This is a genomic window from Streptomyces tatrensis, assembly GCF_049310065.1.
Classification (GTDB): Bacteria; Actinomycetota; Actinomycetes; order Streptomycetales; family Streptomycetaceae; genus Streptomyces.
In genome coordinates this window covers 890,360-907,981 of the sequence record NZ_JBMDLB010000011.1, presented here as the reverse complement: position 1 = coordinate 907,981, position 17,622 = coordinate 890,360, and the positions used below count along the sequence as shown (strand labels likewise).

Sequence of the window (17,622 nt, the reverse complement as noted above, 5' to 3'; positions counted from 1 at the left end):
TGGATCAGTGGGGGAGCTGGTCGTGCACCAGCTGCCGGACGGCGAGTCACATGCGCGCGGAGCCGGAGCCGGAGCGGGTCAGCCGGCGCCTTCGCCGCGGTAGAGCTCGATTTCGCCGTCCAGTTCGAGGGCGATGACGGTGGCGTACGGGTCGCAGCGGGCCGGGGCGTCGATGCGTACGACCCCGGGCACCCTGCGCGAGGGGAAGCCGCCGACGACCCGGTGGCCGAGCTCCTCACCGGTGCCGAGCACGGAGATCTTCCGGACGGTGTTCCTCAGGCCCCGGACCTCGACGAAGTGGCGCGGGACGTCGAAGCAGACGAGGAAGAGGGTGCGGCGGTCCCCGCCGAGCATCGAGGGCCCGTAGTGGTGGCCGTAGGGCATGCCGCGCCCCGTCGGATAGACGGCCTCCTGGTTGCGGCGGATCCACTGGCCGAGGCCTTCGAGCCGTTCGGCGTGTTCCGGCGCGATCGTGCCGTCTTCCCGGGGGCCCGTGTTGAGCAGGAGGTTGCCCCCGTGGCCGATCGTCTCGGCGAACACGCGGACCAGCTCTCCGACGGACTTGTGCGCCGTGTCCCGCGGTTGGTGGCCCCAGGCGTCGCCGATGGTGTAGCAGAGCTCCCAGGGCCCCTCGGGCGGCAGGATCGGCACGCCGAGCTCGGGTGTCGCGTAGTCGCCGTGACCGAGCATCCGCCCGTTCAGGATCGTGCGGGGCCGGCGCCGGAGCACCTCCTCGCGCAGCTCCTCCATCCGCCATTGGTGCGCGTCGCGTTCCCAGGCTCCGTCGAACCAGAGGAGGTCGGGTTCGTAGCGGGAGAGGAGCTCCCTGATCTGCCCCCGGTGCACCTGTTCGAGGTAGCGCTCCCAGCGTTCGGGTTCCTCGTCGCCGGGTGCGGGCATCGCGAACCGGTTGTCGACCCAGGGCCGGTGCAGCGCCGAGGGCCGGACGGTCGGGTAGTCGGGGTGACTCCAGTCGGAGTGGGAGAAGTACAGGCCGACCCGCAGGTCGCGCCGGCGCAGCGCCTCGGTGAAGGGGCCGACGAGATCGCGCGCCGCGGGGGAGCGGCCGACGACGGAGAGGTCGGTGCGGCCGGTGTCCCACAGGGCGACGCCGTCGTGGTGCTTGGTGGTGAGCACGGCGTACTTCGCGCCGGCCCGCTCGAACAGGCGGGCCCAGTCGTCGGGGCGGTAGCGCGCGGCCGTGAACCCTTCGAGCTGCTTCATGTAGGCCTCGCGGGTGAGGTCGCCGCCGAAGAAGGACCAGGACTCGGCCACGCCGTCGACGGCGTAGATCCCCTAGTGGACGAAGATGCCGAGTTTGGCCCCGGTGAACCAGGGCTGCATGGTCATGCCGACCGGTCCAGGTCCGCGCGGCGCACGGGATGGGCGAAGGGGAGCCCCGCCGCGTACCGGGCCAGCTCCTCCACGGCCAGGTCGGCCATCCGGCGCAGTTCCGTCCCGAACGAGCCCGCGAAGTGCGGGGTGAGGAACACGTTCGGCAGGTCGTACTGGGGCGAGTCGGCGGGCAGGCATTCGGGCTCGGTCGTGTCGAGGACGGCCCGGATGCGGCCCGTCCGCAGCTCCTCGGTGAGCGCCTCCTGGTCGACGAGCGAGCCGCGGGCGGTGTTCACGAAGGTGGCGCCGTCGCGCAGCAGACCGAGCCTGCGCCGGTCGATCATGTGCCTGGTCTCGGGAGTCGCCGGCGCGTGGAGGCTGACGACGTCGCTGACCGCGCACAGCTCGTCGAGCTCCGCCCGGCGCACGCCGAGCCGCTCGGCCGCCGCCCCGCTCAGGTACGGGTCGTGGACGACGACGTCGAAGGAGTACGGGGCGAGGAGTTCGATCACCCGGCGCCCGATGCGGGAGGCCCCGACGATGCCCACGGTGCGCCGGTAGTTGCCCACTTCGGGGAATCGGGCGCGCCAGTCCTGCTCGCCGCGGACGCGACGGTACTCGTCCCGGACTTCCAGGAGGCCCTTGTTGGCGAAGAGGATCGCGGCCACCGTGTACTCGGCGACGGGAAGGGCGTTGGCCGCGGCGGCCGATGACACCTCGATGCCCCGGTCCCAGCAGGCTTCGGTGATGTGCCAGCGAACCGATCCGGCGGCGTGGACCACGGCCTTGAGCCGCGGGGCGCAGGCCAGGACCAGCTCGTCGATCTGCGGGCATCCCCAGGACGTGAGGAGCACCTCGGTCTCGCGCAGCGCGCCGAGTACGCCGGCCCGGGAGAAGTCGTCGGTGACCAGGGCCGGTTCGACCTCCGAGACGTCGGCGAGCCGGTTCAGGGTGACCTCGTCGAGCAGAGAGGGAGCCAGGGCGGGATCCATGGCGATCAGCAGCCGCGGACGGTGTGGCTTCACCGGCGGGAGCGTCGCGGGGCTGTGCGGAGGCGTGGCGGTCATGGCGAGGACCATATTGATCGCTTAAATGATCGGCAAGATCGATAGAGCGATCGATCGAAACGAGTTCAGCGACCGTGTTGAGCGGTACGGACGCAATCCTGCTGCTCCAGGCTGCGTTCAGGTCGAAGTTGCGGGCTTGGGCCTCCTGTTGTGGGACGGTGCGAGGTGAATCGATCGACCACATTGGTCGTTAGATCGAAATATCGATCTCTCCTCTTGACTGCGATCGTCGTGGTGGCCAAAATTCGAGGCATCGCACCGGACCGCTCGCGGAACCCCCGGGCGATGTCACCGCAAACCGCCTGGGACAGGCGGAATTACGCGTCCCACCGGGGCCCGACTCACGAGCGCACGGAACACCGCTCGACCGCCCTGCCCCGGTGCTCGACGCCCTGGTCGTGTCCGGCCTCGACGCCCACTGGCTGCGGCCGACCCTCGACCTGGCGCACGGAGTGGCGCACTGCGTACGGGCCGAAGACCTGGCGGCCACGGCCGGCGGACGCGGCGACATGGCCGCCCTCGTCGTCTCGCCCACCCGGTACGGAGCGGTGGCCGACGTCCGATCGCTCGCCGAGGCCGCCCACACCGCCGGGATCCCGCTGATCGTGGACGAGACCTGGCGGTCCCCGCTCCCCGGCCGGCACCCGGCACTCCTGCCCGACGCCCTCGCGCACGGCGCCGACCTCTCGATCACCTCCGGCCCCACTCCCGTCCTGCGACTGGGCGACGGGCCGTACGCCGAACTGATCGGCCCCCTGATCGAACGTGCCGTCGACCTCACTCGGGGGCCGAGCTGCGCGGACCTGCCGGACCTGCCGGACCTGCCGGACCTGCCGGACCTGCCGGACCTGCCGGCCCAGCCGTTCGCCCGGGGCGGGGGCCACGTCCCCGCCCCGCTCGAGGCGGCCGCCTCGATCACCGCGGCCATTCGGCGGGAAGGGCGCTTCTCGCTCGTCGCGGACGGCTTCGGCGACCTCGCGGGGATCGCCGGTGCCGACCCGCTGCGCATCGCCGTCAACACCCGCGTCGGAGGCCTCGGCGGTCGTGACGCGCTCCGCGGACTCGGTGCGGCGGGCCTCGGCCGAAGCGTCGACGGGGCCACCGACACCGTCCTGACGCTGGCGCTGGGTACCGGCCCCGTACCGGACGTCGACCGGCTCCTCGACGCGCTGCACGCCCTGCCGCCCGAGGCGCAGGGCACCGCGCAACCGCTGCGGGTCGAACTGCCGGAGCAGGGGCCGTGTCGTCTCAACCTCCGGGCGGCCGTCTTCGGCGGCCACCGCGTGGTGCCCTGCGCCGAGGCGGTGGGACGCGTGTCCGCCGACACCGTGACCGCGTGCCCGCCCGGCGTTCCGGTCCTGCTGCCCGGCGAGGTCGTCACGGCGGAGTCGGTCGCGTACCTGCGACTCCTCGCCAGGTCGCGGGGCGGCCGGGTGTACGGCGCTGCGGACGCGGGCGTGGAGGCGCTGCGCGTGGTGGACGAGCCGGCCTATCCCTGGTGAGTGAGTGAGTGAGTGAGTGAGCGAGTAAGTAGGTGAGTACGGACCGGTCCTCATCAGCCTGGTCGAGCTCGCCCGGTTGACGGCGCCGACCTGTGCCGAGTCTGCGGGCTTCCTTAAGGGACCTTGAAGAAGGCCTCCGGGCCGCCGTTTTCGCTGGTCATCAGCCTACGCTCGGGGACCGTCCTTCCTTCTCGCCGAGAGGTGCCACAGGCATGAGCCGCAGCCGAACCCCCGGAGCCCCGTCCCGCGTCGAGGCGCGACGGAAGAAGACGGTGCGCACGCGCATCGTGCTGTCCCTCACGACGGCGGCCGCGGCGGTGGCGGTCGGGGTCGCGGTGGCCGCCCCCGACGACGGTGGCCGTGCGACCGGGCCGAACTCCCGGGCAGCGGGCTCCGGTAGCGAAGAGGCGGTGGCAACCCCCTCTCCCGCCGCCCCCACGCTCTCCGCCGCCGCCGCGTCCGCGACGGGCGCGATGCCGTCCGCGACGCCCACCTCCGCCGCCACCGGATCCGCCACCCCCACGAAGTCGGCGGCGGCGAGCCGCCCGGCCCCCGCGGCATCGACTCCGGCCGTCAAGCCGCCCAAGCCCCCCACCCGTACGCCCTCCGCGACCACCGGTGGCGGTTCGGGCGGTTCGGGTGGCTCGGGTGGTTCCGGCGGCTCCTCCGGTGCATCCGGTGTGGAGTCCGCAGTCCTGTCCATCGTCAACAAGGAGCGGGCCGCGGCCGGTTGCGGCGCGCTGAGCGCGAACGCCAAGCTGAGCGCCGCGGCGCGGGCGTACAGCGACACCATGGCCCGCAGCGGCGTCATGTCCCATACCGGGCCCGACGGTTCCACCATGACCAGCCGTGTGGAAGCCGCCGGATACGGCTGGTCCCGCCTGGGCGAGAACATAGCCCGCGGTCAGGCGGACGCCGCCGCGGTCATGAAGGCGTGGATGAACAGCCCCGGCCACAAGGCCAACATCCTCAACTGCGGGTTCAAGGAGATCGGCATAGGTTTCCACAAGGGCGACGGAGGGCCCTGGTGGACGCAGAACTTCGGGGCGCCGAGGTAGGAACTCCCCGCCGCCCCGCCCCACCCCACTCCTCCACCTCCCCCAGCCACTTCCACCTGCCGCCCCGTCTCCCCACGGGGCCCGGCACACGTCCTCCGGCCCGTACGCGGGTCCGGAGGACGTCGGCGTTCCCGGCCGGATCGGGGTCCGGCCGGCGTGCGGGCCGGCCGGCCGCGTCCTTTCGGGGGGAGGCGGTGACGCGCGGGCCGGCGGGTCGGTCACTATGGGGCCGTGCCCCGAATTCCGCGCTACTTGCTCATATGGCTGTCGTGCACCGCCGCCAGCGTGACCGCCGTGCTCGCCACGGTGCAGTTCGTGGTCGGTTCGACCAGGCACACGCCTCCCGTCGCGCGGTCCGCCCCCATGGTCGTCGACACCCCGCCGGCCTGGCAGGCGACGCAGGGCCAGTCCCCGAGCCCGCAGTCCCCGAGCGCCACCCCCGGTGCTTCGCCCTCCGCGACCGGGCGGCCGTCACCCCCGGCTTCGACGCCCACGTCCGCGAAGGCCACGACGGGAACTCCGCGACCGCCGGCACCCACACCGCGCGTCGACTGCGACGAGGGCGGACCGGGCCTGCACACCGTCCCCTCGGAGGGCGGCAAGGTCACCGTGCGCTACGGCAGCCGAGGCGTGTGCCTGATCTCCGCGGTGCCCAGCCGGGGCTACAAGGCCGGCACCTCGCAGACCGCGGACGACACCCTGACCGTCACGTTCTCCAGCTCGGACCACCGTTCGGTCATCACGGCGACGATCAACCCGTCGGCAAGGGCCAGCGTGCGCGAAACGTCCTTCTGACCCGGTCCGCGCCACTCGACACCCTCACCCCGCTTTTTGGGGGTTCCACACCCTTGTGCACGCTCATCGCCCGAGCTTCATGAAGCGGAAGGTGAGCTGTTCCTTAGGGGAACCTCAAGATCGCGCTCACCCGGTTCCAGCGGCTCCCAGCGGTCCTATGCTCGCGTCAGCCGAGCGGCCTTCGGCGTCCGGGCACGACTGCCCGGGCACGACTGCCCGGGCAACTCCGTCCAGCCGCCGCACCGTCGAGCCGTCGCGCCACCGGGTCCACCGATCCGGAAGGCGTCTCGCGCTTCCCGTACTCCGAACCGTGCCTTGGGGTGTCTTCGCCATGACTTCTCGCATACTCCGACCCGTCCGCGCAGCCCGTCGCACCACGCGCCCGCGCTCCGCCCTGGTGACCGCGGCGGTGCTCGCCGCCGGGCTGACCGCGGCGTGCGGCCCGTCCACCCAGACCACCGGGGCCGCCGCCCCGGCGGCGGCCGGACAGCCGTCGCAGGCCCTCCCGGCCGGGACGGAGTCCGCCTCCGCGTCCGCAGAGGCGTCCCCGTCGGCGTCCGCCACGCCGCCGCCGCCGTCGGCATCGGCATCGGCTTCCGCGTCGGCCAGGGCCTCGGCCACCCCCTCGCGCGCCCAGCCCGCCAAGCCCGCCAAGCCCGCCCCCAAGCCGTCCCGCACCTCCGCCGCGCCCGCCCCGGCTGCCCGGATCCCGGGCCCCGGCTACGACAGTTCGGCCGACGCACAGAAGCTGATCGACGCGGCGCTGCGCGCGGCCAAGGCCGACGGGCGCATGGTGCTGCTCGACTTCGGCGCCAACTGGTGCGGCAACTGCAAGGCGGCCGACAAGGTGTTCGCCCAGCCGCAGACGGCATCGCTCCTCGGAGCCTCGTACCACCTGGTCAAGGTGGACATCGGCGGCAACAGCTCCGCCAACTCCGCCCTCCTGCGCAAGTACAGCCCCTCCGGCGGGACGTACAAGATGCCCGTCCTGGTCGTGGTCTCGCCGTCCGGCACCGTGCGCACCGACACGCACGTCACCGGCAATCCCGCCCTGACCTCGGACGGCATCGGCTCCTTCCTCCGCAAGTGGGCGTCATGAGACGTGCGGTCCCACGCGCCACCGTCCTGGCCGGCGCCGGCCTCGCGGTGGCGCTCGCCGGGTGCCTCTACGCCGCTGCGGGCGCCGCCCCCGACGGCGGCGACGGCAGCGACGGCGGGGAGCCGGCCGGCCCGGGGAACGCCGCCGTCAGGCCCATGTCCGCGGCCGCGGTCGTGGACGCGGGCGCCCGACCGCAGGCGCCTGCACTGGAGGGCGCCGACCTGGACGGAAAGCCGCTCGGCCTCGCCGGGTTCCGGGGCCAGGTCGTCGTCCTCAACGTCTGGGGATCGTGGTGCGGGCCCTGCCGCGCGGAGGCCGACGACCTGGAGCGGCTCAGCGGGGAGACCCGTACGCAGGGAGTCCGGTTCCTCGGGATCAACACCCGCGACCGGGACCGTGCGGCGGCGCAGTCCTTCGTCCGCGCGCACGGCCTGGGGTTCCCCAGCCTCCACGACCCCACCGGCGAGCTCCTGCTCCGCTTTCCGCCCGCGCTCCTCAACCCGCAGACCATCCCCTCGACCCTGGTGATCGACCGCCACGGCCGCATCGCCGTCAGCATCGGGGGAGCGGTCACCGACGAGGAACTGAGGCCCCTGCTCACCCGCGTCGCGCAGGAGGCGTCATGACGGCGCTCACCGGCGTGACGGCGCTGACCGCTCTGACCGGCATGGCGACGGCCGCGGAGATGGTGGCGCTCGCCCCCGCGGACGCCGCGCCCTCCCTCCTCCACGGGACGCCGGCCGTCGCCGCCCCCGTGGCCTTCTTCGCGGGACTGGTCTCCTTCCTCTCGCCGTGCGTACTGCCGCTCGTGCCGGGCTACCTGAGCTACGTGACCAGCCTGTCGGTGTCCGACCTGGCGGACGCCCGCGGCGGGCAGCGCGGCCGGATGGCGGCAGGCGCGCTGCTCTTCGTCCTGGGCTTCACGGCCGTCCTGGTCTCCGGAGGCGCCCTGTTCGGGTACACCGGACGCACCCTGCTGGCCCACCAGGAGGTGGTCACCCGGGTGCTCGGCGTCTTCACCGTGCTGATGGGGCTGTCCTTCATGGGGTTCCTGCCGGGTTTCACCCAGCGGGAGTTCCGCAGCCACCGGCGGCCCGTGCTCGGTCTGGCGGGCGCGCCGCTGCTGGGGGCGGTGTTCGCGGTCGGGTGGACCCCCTGCATCGGCCCGACGCTGGCCGCCGTACAGGCGCTCGCCTGGAGCGAGGCGAGCGCGGCCCGCGGAGCCCTGCTGATGGCGGCCTACTGCCTCGGGCTGGGCCTGCCGTTCATCCTCGCGGCCCTGGCCTTCCGCCGGGCCCTGGGCGCCTTCGGCCTGGTCAAACGGCACTACCAGTGGGTCCTGCGGATCGGCGGCGGCATGCTCGTCCTCGTCGGCGTCCTGCTGGCCACGGGCGTGTGGAACGACCTGGTGTACCGGCTCCAGTTGTGGAGCGCGGCGTACACCACGGCCGTCTAGCGCCGGGCTCAGCCCTCTCTGCCTCTCCCTTGCCCCTCCCTCCCCTGACGAAAGCACGGCCATGAACGTGTCCCCGTACGCGCACCACTCCCGCAAGGCCCGCCTCGCGGCCGTCCTGCTCTCCCTGACCGCGCTCACGGCCTGCGGCGGGCAGCCCGCGAAGACCGGCTCCGCGCCCACGACGAGCTTCACCGAGAACGGGGTCACCGTGACCCTCTCGGTCTCGGACTGGCAGCCGCCGAGGGCCACCCTGACCGCGGTGTTCACCCCCGAGGAGAAGGGCTTCCACCTCTACAGCACCGAGTTGCCCGCCACCGGCATCGAGGGCGTGGGCCGGCCGACCTCGATGGACGTCACCGGCGTCCTGCGGGCGGACGGGAAGCTGAAGGCCGCGGCGGACGTACGGACCATCCGCGTGCCCGGCGTCGACGCCCGGGTCCCCGTCTACCCGGACGGACCCGTCACCACCACACTGGCCGTCCGCCTGGACGGCAAGGGCGACGGGGGCGGCAACGGCGACGCGACCGTCCTGCTCGGGTACGCGAGCTGCAGCTCCGAGGAAGGCTGCACCATTCCGGTCTCCGACCGCCCCGTCCACCTGCACGTCACCGACGAGGGCCCGGCCTTCGCGGACCGATAGGAACGAACGTTCACCTAAGGTGTGCCCATGCCGAGCGTCCTGGTCGTCGAAGACGACCCCAGCATCCGCCAGTCACTCATCGAAGTCCTGGCGGAGCACGGGTATGCCGTCCGCAGCGCGGGCGACGGGTTCGGCGCCCTGCGCGAGGTCACCCAGTCGCCCTTCGACGCGGTGGTCCTCGACCTGGGGCTGCCCGATCTGGACGGAGGAGACGCACTGCGCATGATCCGGGGCATCTCCTCCGTTCCCGTGCTGGTGGCCACCGCACGCGACGACGAGGCGGAAATCATCCGGCTCCTCAACGCGGGCGCCGACGACTACCTGGTCAAACCCTTCTCCGGGGGACAGCTCATCGCACGACTCTCCGCCGTCCTGCGGCGTACCAGCCACCTGCCGCCCGCCCGTGCCGCACACGGAGCCGGGGGTCCGCGCCCGCCGGCGGCGGCCGAACCGCTGCGCCCCACCACCGTGGGCGAACTGGCGGTGGACCCCGGCGCCCGCACCGCACACCTGTCCGGCCGCGAGCTCCGGCTCACCCGGCGCGAGTTCGACCTCCTGGCCTTCCTCGCCCACCACACCGGCCAGGTCGTCTCCAAACGGCGGCTGCTGACCGAGGTCTGGCGCGAGCCGTACGTGGACGACCAGACCGTCGACGTGCACCTGTCCTCGCTGCGCCGCAAGCTCGGCGAACGCGCGGCCGCCCCGCGCTACCTGCTGACCGTCCGCGGCGTCGGCATCAAGCTGGTGGCGCCGCGGTGAGACGCTCCCTGGCCGGAGTGGCGCTCGCCGTCACGTCCATGGTCGCCCTCTCCTTCCTCATACCGCTTGCCGCCCTGGTGATGTCGCTCGTCAAGGAGCAGAGCGTCACCGCCGCCGAGCAGCGGGCCGCCGCCCTGGCCCCCGTACTGACGCTGACCACGGATCCGTCCGCCCTGCGGGAATCCGCCGCCAGCCTGGACGCGGCCGAGTACGTGGTCGTCCACCTGCCCGACGCCCCCGTCCTCGGCACGTCCCGGGCCCCCGCGGCGCTGCTCGAACGGGCCGAGCAGGGCCGCGAGTCCATATCCGAACGGATTCCCGGCGGCTGGATCTGCCTGCAGCCGGTGGTACTGCCCGGCGACCAGGTCGCCGTCATCGAGAACTTCGTCCCCGAACAGGAGCTGACCCGCGGGGTCACGGCCTCCTGGGCGGTCATGCTCCTCCTCGCCGTCGGACTGGTCGGCGGTTCCGTACTGGTCGCCGACCGCCTCGGCGCGAAGGTCGTCCGGTCCTCCAAGAGGCTCGCCCACGCCTCCCAGGCCCTGGGCCAAGGCAATCTGGACGCCCGCGTGGACCCCATGGGCCCACGGGAACTGCGCGACGCGGGCATCGCCTTCAACACCATGGCCCACCGCATGACCGAGCTCCTCGCCGTCGAGCGCGAACTGGTCGCCGACCTGTCCCACCGGCTGCGCACCCCGCTGACGGCCCTGCACCTGGCCACGGAACGCATGGCCGGCTCACCGGAGTCGGCCAGGGTCGAGGCCGCCGTGTGCGCACTGGAAACGGAACTCCGGGCCATCATCACCGCGGCCCGCACCCCGCTCGCCGTGGGTCCGATGGGGCAGGGCATGCTCGGCCCGGAAACCGGTACGGAAGCCGGTACGGAACACCAGGCCGCGCGCCCCGGACCGGCCGGACCGCGCTGTGAGGCGGCGGACGTCGTACGCGGCCGCACCGCCTTCTGGGCGGTCCTGGCGGAGCAGCAGAACCGCCCGTGCTCCCTCGACCTCACCCAGGAGCCGTCGGCCGTCGGCCTCTGCGAGGACGACGTGGCCGCCGTGGTGGACGCGCTCATCGGGAACGTCTTCCGGCACACTTCGCCCGGCACCCCCTTCGCCGTGCGCGTCGCCCGCACCGCCCAGGCCGTGGAACTGGTCGTGGAGGACGACGGTCCGGGCATCCCCGAACCGGACCAGGCCCTCTCCCGCGGAAGCAGCACCGGCTCCTCGGGGCTCGGCCTCGACATCGCCCGCAGGGCCGGCTCCGTCACGGGCGGCTCGGTGCGCATCTCCCGCGGCCCCCGCGGCGGCGCCCGGATCACCGTGGTCTTCGGCCTCGCGGCACCCCTGCCGTCCCGGCGCGGGCCGCGCGCCTCCCGGCGGCGTACGGGCTGGCCGCGCGGGCGGTGAAGCCCCGCGGCGGCGCGCGGGTGAAGCCCCGCGGCGGCCTGCCGCTGAAGCCCCGCGGCGGACCGCCGGTGGAGCCCCGCGGCGGACCGCGCCGTCAGACCGCCGGGACCTCCGACGCGACCTCGGGGAAGACGGGGGCGATCCCGAGGGCCGGCGCGATCGCCCGCCAGATCGTCGACTGGGCCGTCGCGATGTCGAGCCGGGGGTCCTCCAGCATCAGCCGGTTGCCGAGGCCGTCGCACAGGGCCAGCACCAGCGTGCCGACCTCCGCGACGTCGCAGTCGGTGAACTCGCCCGAAGCGATGCCCCGTTCCACGACTCCGGCGACCCAGGCGTGCAGCTGGTCGTACAGGTCCACGGCGAGGTCCCGCGCCGCGCCGTCCCGCAGGGCGCGCACCCACAGCTCCTGCCAGAGCTTCCAGTCCTGGCGCAGCTCGGCGTCCGTGGGCAGCATGCTCCGTACGATCCGGGCCAGGACGGCGGCTGCCGGGAGCGAATCGTCCTCGCTGCCGGTGTCCGTACCGGTCTTGGCGAAGGAGTGCGTCATCGCCTCGGCGAAGAGCTTCTCGCGGGTGTCGAAGTGGTAGTGCAGCAGGGCCTTCGAGACACCGGCGGCCTCGGCGACCTTGCGCATGCTGACGTGCTCGAAACCGATGTCGGCGATCACTTCGCACGCGGCCGTGAGGATCCGCTCACGCGTTTCGAGTGCCCGCTCGGCCTTGGTCACGTGGGCTGCTCCCCGTGTCGGCACCCGTCGGATGGGGTGCGTGGGTGGGTGGAAGGGCCCCGGCGGCCCCGCCCGCCGGACCCCCATCCTCGCGCATGGGGCTTCCGGGCTCCGGTCCGCCGGGGCATCGCGGTCAGGAATAGGTGTGGAAACCCCGGCCGGTCTTGCGGCCGAGCAGGCCCGCGTCCACCATCCGCGCCAGCAGGGGCGGCGGTGCGTACAGCGGCTCGCGGTACTCCGCGTACATCGACCGGGCAATCGCCTGGACGGTGTCCAGCCCGATGAGGTCGGCCAGCGCCAGCGGCCCGAGGGGGTGCGCGCACCCCAGGGTCATGCCCCGGTCGATGTCCTCGGCCGACGCGGTCCGCGACGCGGCCATCCGTACGGCGGCGAGCAGGTACGGAACGAGGAGCGCGTTCACCACGAACCCGGCCCGGTCCTCGGCGTGGACGACCTGCTTGCCCAGCACGCCGGAGGCGAACTCCCGCGCGCGCCGGACGGTTTCCGCGGAGGTGAGCAGGGAGGGCACCAGCTCGACCAGGGGCAGCACCGGGACGGGATTGAAGAAGTGGAGGCCGACGACCTGCTCCGGCCGGGACGTGGCCGCGGCCAGCCGGATCACCGGGATGGAGGAGGTGTTCGTCGCGAGGACCGCGTCCCTGCGCCCGACGGCGCGGTCGAGCCGGGCGAAGACCTCCAGCTTCGCCCGCTCGTCCTCGGCCACCGCCTCGACGACGAGGTCCCGGTCGGCCATCCGGTCCATGTCCGTGGTCATCGCGATCCGGCCCACAGCGGCGTCGCGTTCGGCTTCGGTGAGCTTTCCGGCGGCCGTGGCGCGGGCCAGGGAGCGGACGATCCGCTCCCGGCCGGCGTCCGCGGCACTGCGGCTCGTCTCCACCACCACCACGTCCCGCCCGGCGCGGGCACAGACCTCGGCGATGCCGGAGCCCATCAGACCGCACCCCACGATCCCGACGCGTTCGACATCGGTCATCGGCTCTCCCTCTCCCTCTCCCTCTTCGGACTCGGACGGTTCTCCTACGGACGGATGCGGCGGCGGTCCGGGCCGCGGACCGCGGGCGCGGCCCGGACCGCCGCTCCCGGTCACACGGAGGACGGCATCCGCAGCACGCCGGTGCCGCGCTTGACGAGTTCGCCCGCGACGATGAGGCGCTGGATCTCGGAGGTGCCCTCCCAGATGCGGTCGACGCGCAGTTCGCGGTAGAGCCGCTCGACGGGGTACGAGCGGTCGTAGCCGCGGCCACCGAAGATCTGCAGGCAGCGGTCGACGACCCGGCCGGACGCCTCGCTCGCCGACAGCTTGGCGATGGCGGCCTTCGCGTGCAGCGTCTTGCGGTCGAGGACGCCCTCGTCGACCTCCCAGGCGACCTGGTGGGTGTAGGCGCGGTTGACGGCGATGTCGACGGCGCAGTCGGCGAGCATGCCCTGGATCAGCTGGAAGTCGGCGATGGGGGAGCCGAACTGGCGGCGGTCGACCGCCCAGTCGCGGGCCAGTTCCAGGGCCCGCTCCGCCGCCCCGATCGTGCGCGCGGCGATCATCAGCCGTTCCTCGGTGAACCAGGAGCGGGTGATGTCGTAGCCGGTGCCCACCTCCCCGAGCACGGCGTCCGCGGGCAGGCGGACCTCGGTGAAGGTGAACTCGGGGTGCTCGTAGACGAAGGTGTGCATCCAGCGGGGCACCCGGGTCATCTCGATGCCCGGGGTGTCCTTGTCGACGAGGAACAGGGTCGGCGCCCGCTCCTCCCCGGCGGCCGCGAGCACGATCATGAAGTCCGCGTGGTCGCCGACGGTGACGAACCACTTCTCGCCGTTCAGCACCCAGCCGCCGTCGTGCGTACGGGTCGCCGTGGTCCGCAGGCTCTGCGGGTCGGAGCCGGCCTCGGGCTCGCTCACCGCGTAGCAGTCGCGGCGCCGGCCCCGGATCACCGGGACGAGGTACCGCTCGCGCTGCTCCGGCGTGCAGAAGGACAGCGCGTTGGCGGGACGCCACACCATGTCCCACAGGGCGCCGGTGAGCCGTCCGAGCTCGGCCTGGACGGTGACCTGCTCCAGGATGCTCAGGCCGGCGCCGCCCCACTCCGCGGGCATGTTGACGGCCTGGAGGCCGCTGTCGAGGACGGCGTCGCGGATCTCGGTGTGGGCCTGCGGGGGCAGGCCGTTGTTCTCCTCGCAGTCGAGCTCGTACTTCATGATGAACCCGGTGAGGGCGCGCGCCGAGTCGCGGAGCTCTTCCTGACGGGCGGTGAGGCGGAAGTCCATGGTGTGTTCGTCCTCGTGGTCGTGGTCGTGGTCGTGGTCGGGGTCCGGGTCCGGGTCCGGGTCGGGGTCGTGGTTCGTGGTGTGGTCGTGGTGACGGGGGCGGCAGGCGCGGTGGCGCAGTCGGCGGTGCAGGGGTCCGTCAGGAGCGGCCGGGCAGCGCGAGTGCCCCCGTACCCCGCTTGACGAGCTCGTTGGCGATGATCAGGCGCTGGATCTCGGAGGTGCCCTCCCAGATCCGGTCGACGCGCAGTTCCCGGTACATCCGCTCGACGGGGTACGAGCGGTCGTAGCCGCGGCCTCCGAAGATCTGGACGCACCGGTCGATCACCCGCCCCGCGGCCTCGCTCGCGGCGAGCTTCGCCGTCGACGCCTTGGCATGCAGGGTCTTGGGGTCGGTGTGCGGCTGGTCGGCCTCCCAGGCGACCTGGTGGGTGTAGGCGCGGTTGACGGCGATGTCGACGGCGCAGTCGGCGAGCATGCCCTGGATCAGCTGGAAGTCGGCGATGGGGGAGCCGAACTGGCGGCGGTCGACCGCCCAGTCGCGGGCCAGTTCCAGGGCCCGCTCCGCCGCCCCCACGGTCCGGGCGGCGATCATCAGACGCTCGTCCGTGAACCACTCCTTCGTCAGCTCGTAGCCGTTGCCGACCCCGCCGAGCACGTCCTCGTCGGCGACGAAGACATCGGTGAAGGTGAACTCGGGGTGCCCGTTCACCGCGGAGTGCATGAACCGGGGGACCCGCGTCATCTCGACGCCCGGCGCCTGCTTGTCCACGAAGAAGAGGGTCGCGGCCCGCTCCGGGCCCGCATCGGCCTGCACCAGCAGGAAGTCGGCGATGTCACCGCAGGTCACGAACCACTTCTCGCCGTTGAGCAGCCAGCCGCCCGCGGTGCGGGTCGCCGTGCTCGTGCACGAGCCGGGGTCCGAGCCCGCCCCGGGTTCGGTGACCGCGAACGCGTCGAAGCGCTCGCCCCGGATGACGGGCAGGAGGTACTTCTCGCGCTGCGCCCCGGTGCCGTGGGCGAGGACGTTCGCGGGCCGCCAGGGAATGTCCCAGAGGCAGTTGGTGACCTTGCCGAACTCCTCCTCGACGATGACCTGGTCCAGCAGGGACAGGCCGGCCCCGCCCCAGGCGGCGGGCATGTTGATCGCGTAGACGCCGGCGTCCATGGCGGCGCGGGTCAGTTCGCGGACCGTCTCGGCGGGCAGCGGGCCTCCCGCCTCCTCGGACTGGTCCTCGTACCCCATCAGGAGGCGTGCGTAGGCGGCGGCGCGGGCCTTGAGGTCGGCCTGCTCGGGCGTGTAGCGGAAGTCCATGGCGTTCTCCAGGGCCTAAGGGGGTTGAGCGAGGGAGGAGTTGAGGTGTGGGAGTGGTGGACGGGTCAGCCCAGGACGGCCCGTGCGTCCAGCGCCAGGGCGCCGTCCGGGCGGACCAGCAGCGGGTTGACCTCCAGCTCGGCGATCTCCGGATGCGCGGCGGCCACCGTCGTGATGCGTTCGATCACGGCGGCCGCGGCGGCGACGTCGACGGCGGGCCGGCCGCGGACACCCGCGAGCAGGGCGGCGCTCCGCAGCCCCCGCAGCAACTCCTCGGCCCGCCGCGCCGGTACGGGCGCCAGCGCGAAGGCCACGTCGCGCAGGGTCTCGGTGAGGACCCCGCCGAGCCCGACCATGGCCACCGGTCCGAAGCGGGGGTCGTGGTTCACGCCCACGATCAGCTCGACGCCGTCCGAGAGGTCCGCCATCGCCTCGACCGAGTACGAGCCGGCACCGAGCCGGGCGCGCATGTCCCGGTAGGCGGCGAGGAGCGCGTCCCGGTCGGCTAGGCGCAGCGCCACGCCACCCGCGTCGGACTTGTGCAGGAGGTGCAGGGCCTTCAGTACGTACGGGCCCTCGAACTCCGCGGCCGCGGCCCGTACTCCGGCCTCGTCGCTGACCTCACGGGCGGCCGGGAACGGCACGCCGGCGGCGCCGAGCAGCCCGCGCACCCGGTGGTACCCCGGGTTCCGCAGCGGCGCGGCGGCGGGGGGCAGGGCGGCGAGCGCGGGCAGCGCGGGCAGCGCGGGCGGCGTCTGCGGCTGCGGTGCGGAACCCGCGGCCCGGCCGGTCATCGCCGACAGCGCGCGGGCGGCGTCCTCGGTGGCGGCGAACACCGGTATCCCGGCCCAGGCCAGCACCCGGCAGCTCGGCGAGCCGGGGTACATCGACTGCACCACCAGGGGCTTCGGCGACTCCGCGAGGTGGGTGACGATCTTCTCGGCGGCCCGCATCTCGCCCTCCGCGAGCACGGAGCCGCCCGCCTGGCCGCCGCCCAGACCCCCGTCGGACGCGGCGTACCCGCCGAAGTAGCCCGTCATCAGGACCGCGTCGACCTCCTCGGCGGCGAGCAGGTGCCCGACCCCGTCGGCGTACGAGAGGGGCTCCTGCTCGCCCATCCCCGCCAGGTCGACCGGATTGCCGACCGCGGACTGCTGCCACAGCACGGTCCGCAGCCCCGCCTGGGTCGCCTCCGCGAGCTCCGGTACGTGGAGACCGGCGTCCTCGGCGGCGTCGGCCGCGATGGCCCCGTGTCCGCCGCCGTCGGTGAAGACCGCGGTCCGGCGGCCTCCCGTACGAGGTCCGGGCCGGCTGCTCACGGCGGCCAGTACGACGGTCATCTCCCGCGGCGTGCGTACGAGTTCCACCCCCGCGTCGCGGCAGGCGGCGGCCACGACGTCGGCCGAGGTGGTGAGCGCCCCGGTGTGCGACCGGGCGCTGCGGGCGGAGGCGGAGCCGCGCCCGGCGGTGAGCAGGACCACCGGTTTGCCCGCCGCGGCGGCGGCCGTGGCGAAGGCCCTGCCGTCGCCGAAGTCCTCGGCGTACACGGCGATGGCGCTGGTGGCCTCGTGGCGGGCGCAGTCCTCGACGAGGTCGACGAGGGTGACGTCGGCCTGGTTGCCGAGGGAGACGAACCGGGAGAAGCCCAGGCCGTGCGGAGCGCCGCGCAGCTGCAGTTCGAGGGCGAGGTTGCCGCTCTGGCTCAGCAGGGCGGTGCCGCCGGGCGCGAAACGGTCCGAGGCGAGGTACAGCTCGGTCGTGTTGTCGGCGATGCCCAGGCAGTTGGGGCCGACGAGCACGGCTCCGGCCTCCCGGACCCGGGCGACGACCGCGCGCTGGCGGGCCGCTCCCGCCGGGCCGGCCTCGGCGAAGCCGGCGGTGATGCCGACGATGGCCTTCGCCCCGCAGGCCAGGGCGTCCTCCACGGCCGCCTCGAAGCCGCTGCCGGGGACGGAGATCACCACCAGCTCGACGGGTTCGCCGATCGCGGCGAGGGACGGGGCCGCCGGCCTGCCGAGTACGGTGCCGCCGCGCCGGTTCACCAGGTGCACCGGGCGCCGGCCATCGGCGCGCAGCGCCTGGGAGGCCACCGCGTGGCCGTACTTCGCGGGGTCGTCGCTGGCGCCGACCACGGCGACCGAGCGCGGGTCGAAGAGAGCCGTCAGATCGCGTCCCAT

The 17,622-nt window shown here is 73.5% G+C and carries 16 protein-coding genes; 9 read left to right on the top strand and 7 right to left on the bottom strand.

What is annotated here, in order from left to right; genetic code table 11:
- Positions 1-78: 78 nt before the first annotated feature.
- Positions 79-1,293, bottom strand: a complete 1,215-nt coding sequence (locus tag ACODT5_RS19765; RefSeq protein WP_422524969.1) for an alpha-L-fucosidase — start codon at positions 1,291-1,293, stop codon at positions 79-81.
- Between the two features lie 53 nt (positions 1,294-1,346).
- Positions 1,347-2,327, bottom strand: coding sequence for a hydroxyacid dehydrogenase (locus ACODT5_RS19760; protein ID WP_422524968.1), 981 nt, complete (start codon positions 2,325-2,327; stop codon positions 1,347-1,349).
- A 455-nt stretch (positions 2,328-2,782) separates the two neighbouring features.
- Between ACODT5_RS19760 and ACODT5_RS19755 the strand changes: the two genes are divergently transcribed.
- From ACODT5_RS19755 to ACODT5_RS19715, 9 genes are all read left to right on the top strand, one after another.
- Complete coding sequence (locus tag ACODT5_RS19755; protein WP_422520638.1) at positions 2,783-3,904, top strand: Orn/Lys/Arg family decarboxylase; 1,122 nt, start codon at positions 2,783-2,785, stop codon at positions 3,902-3,904.
- Between the two features lie 212 nt (positions 3,905-4,116).
- Positions 4,117-4,962: a CAP domain-containing protein gene (locus tag ACODT5_RS19750; protein ID WP_422520637.1), complete on the top strand. Its 846-nt coding sequence runs from the start codon at positions 4,117-4,119 to the stop codon at positions 4,960-4,962.
- A 231-nt stretch (positions 4,963-5,193) separates the two neighbouring features.
- Entirely contained in the window at positions 5,194-5,757 is a 564-nt protein-coding gene (locus tag ACODT5_RS19745) for a hypothetical protein (protein WP_422520636.1), read from the top strand.
- 331 nt (positions 5,758-6,088) lie between these two features.
- The gene (locus ACODT5_RS19740) at positions 6,089-6,856 is read left to right on the top strand and encodes a thioredoxin family protein (protein ID WP_422520635.1); all 768 of its coding nucleotides are present in this window, start codon (positions 6,089-6,091) and stop codon (positions 6,854-6,856) included.
- The gene (locus tag ACODT5_RS19735; RefSeq protein WP_422520634.1) at positions 6,853-7,482 is read left to right on the top strand and encodes a TlpA family protein disulfide reductase; all 630 of its coding nucleotides are present in this window, start codon (positions 6,853-6,855) and stop codon (positions 7,480-7,482) included. The genes ACODT5_RS19740 and ACODT5_RS19735 overlap by 4 nt, the downstream gene beginning before the upstream one ends.
- A gap of 32 nt (positions 7,483-7,514) precedes the next feature.
- Positions 7,515-8,312 carry a cytochrome c biogenesis CcdA family protein gene (locus tag ACODT5_RS19730; RefSeq protein WP_422524967.1) on the top strand — a complete coding sequence of 266 codons (798 nt, stop codon included), beginning with the start codon at positions 7,515-7,517 and terminating at the stop codon, positions 8,310-8,312.
- A gap of 61 nt (positions 8,313-8,373) precedes the next feature.
- A complete protein-coding gene (locus ACODT5_RS19725; protein ID WP_422520633.1) occupies positions 8,374-8,952 on the top strand; it encodes a hypothetical protein in 579 nt (192 codons plus the stop codon).
- Positions 8,953-8,979: 27 nt separating this feature from the next.
- Complete coding sequence (locus tag ACODT5_RS19720; protein ID WP_422520632.1) at positions 8,980-9,711, top strand: response regulator transcription factor; 732 nt, start codon at positions 8,980-8,982, stop codon at positions 9,709-9,711.
- Entirely contained in the window at positions 9,708-11,123 is a 1,416-nt protein-coding gene (locus ACODT5_RS19715) for an ATP-binding protein (RefSeq protein WP_422520631.1), read from the top strand. Before ACODT5_RS19720 ends, ACODT5_RS19715 begins: the two co-directional genes overlap by 4 nt.
- A gap of 94 nt (positions 11,124-11,217) precedes the next feature.
- Here the strand turns inward: ACODT5_RS19715 and ACODT5_RS19710 are convergent, their stop codons facing one another.
- The 5 genes from ACODT5_RS19710 to ACODT5_RS19690 all read right to left on the bottom strand — a co-directional run bounded on the left by ACODT5_RS19710 (position 11,218) and on the right by ACODT5_RS19690 (position 17,622).
- Positions 11,218-11,850, bottom strand: a complete 633-nt coding sequence (locus ACODT5_RS19710) for a TetR/AcrR family transcriptional regulator (RefSeq protein WP_422520630.1) — start codon at positions 11,848-11,850, stop codon at positions 11,218-11,220.
- 133 nt (positions 11,851-11,983) lie between these two features.
- Entirely contained in the window at positions 11,984-12,844 is an 861-nt protein-coding gene (locus ACODT5_RS19705) for a 3-hydroxybutyryl-CoA dehydrogenase (protein ID WP_422520629.1), read from the bottom strand.
- A gap of 110 nt (positions 12,845-12,954) precedes the next feature.
- Positions 12,955-14,130 carry an acyl-CoA dehydrogenase family protein gene (locus ACODT5_RS19700; RefSeq protein ID WP_422520628.1) on the bottom strand — a complete coding sequence of 392 codons (1,176 nt, stop codon included), beginning with the start codon at positions 14,128-14,130 and terminating at the stop codon, positions 12,955-12,957.
- 139 nt (positions 14,131-14,269) lie between these two features.
- Positions 14,270-15,445: an acyl-CoA dehydrogenase family protein gene (locus ACODT5_RS19695; protein WP_422520627.1), complete on the bottom strand. Its 1,176-nt coding sequence runs from the start codon at positions 15,443-15,445 to the stop codon at positions 14,270-14,272.
- A gap of 65 nt (positions 15,446-15,510) precedes the next feature.
- Positions 15,511-17,622, bottom strand: a complete 2,112-nt coding sequence (locus tag ACODT5_RS19690) for an acetate--CoA ligase family protein (RefSeq protein WP_422520626.1) — start codon at positions 17,620-17,622, stop codon at positions 15,511-15,513.

Bases quoted from the DNA above. Each gene is read 5' to 3' on its own strand.
- ACODT5_RS19760 (WP_422524968.1), bottom strand. From the start codon at position 2,327: ATGGATCCCGCCCTGGCTCCCTCTCTGCTCGACGAGGTCACCCTGAAC.
- ACODT5_RS19750 (WP_422520637.1), top strand. From the start codon at position 4,117: ATGAGCCGCAGCCGAACCCCCGGAGCCCCGTCCCGCGTCGAGGCGCGA.
- ACODT5_RS19740 (WP_422520635.1), top strand. From the start codon at position 6,089: ATGACTTCTCGCATACTCCGACCCGTCCGCGCAGCCCGTCGCACCACG.
- ACODT5_RS19735 (WP_422520634.1), top strand. From the start codon at position 6,853: ATGAGACGTGCGGTCCCACGCGCCACCGTCCTGGCCGGCGCCGGCCTC.
- ACODT5_RS19725 (WP_422520633.1), top strand. From the start codon at position 8,374: ATGAACGTGTCCCCGTACGCGCACCACTCCCGCAAGGCCCGCCTCGCG.
- ACODT5_RS19720 (WP_422520632.1), top strand. From the start codon at position 8,980: ATGCCGAGCGTCCTGGTCGTCGAAGACGACCCCAGCATCCGCCAGTCA.
- ACODT5_RS19705 (WP_422520629.1), bottom strand. From the start codon at position 12,844: ATGACCGATGTCGAACGCGTCGGGATCGTGGGGTGCGGTCTGATGGGC.
- ACODT5_RS19700 (WP_422520628.1), bottom strand. From the start codon at position 14,130: ATGGACTTCCGCCTCACCGCCCGTCAGGAAGAGCTCCGCGACTCGGCG.
- ACODT5_RS19695 (WP_422520627.1), bottom strand. From the start codon at position 15,445: ATGGACTTCCGCTACACGCCCGAGCAGGCCGACCTCAAGGCCCGCGCC.
- ACODT5_RS19690 (WP_422520626.1), bottom strand. From the start codon at position 17,622: ATGGGACGCGATCTGACGGCTCTCTTCGACCCGCGCTCGGTCGCCGTG.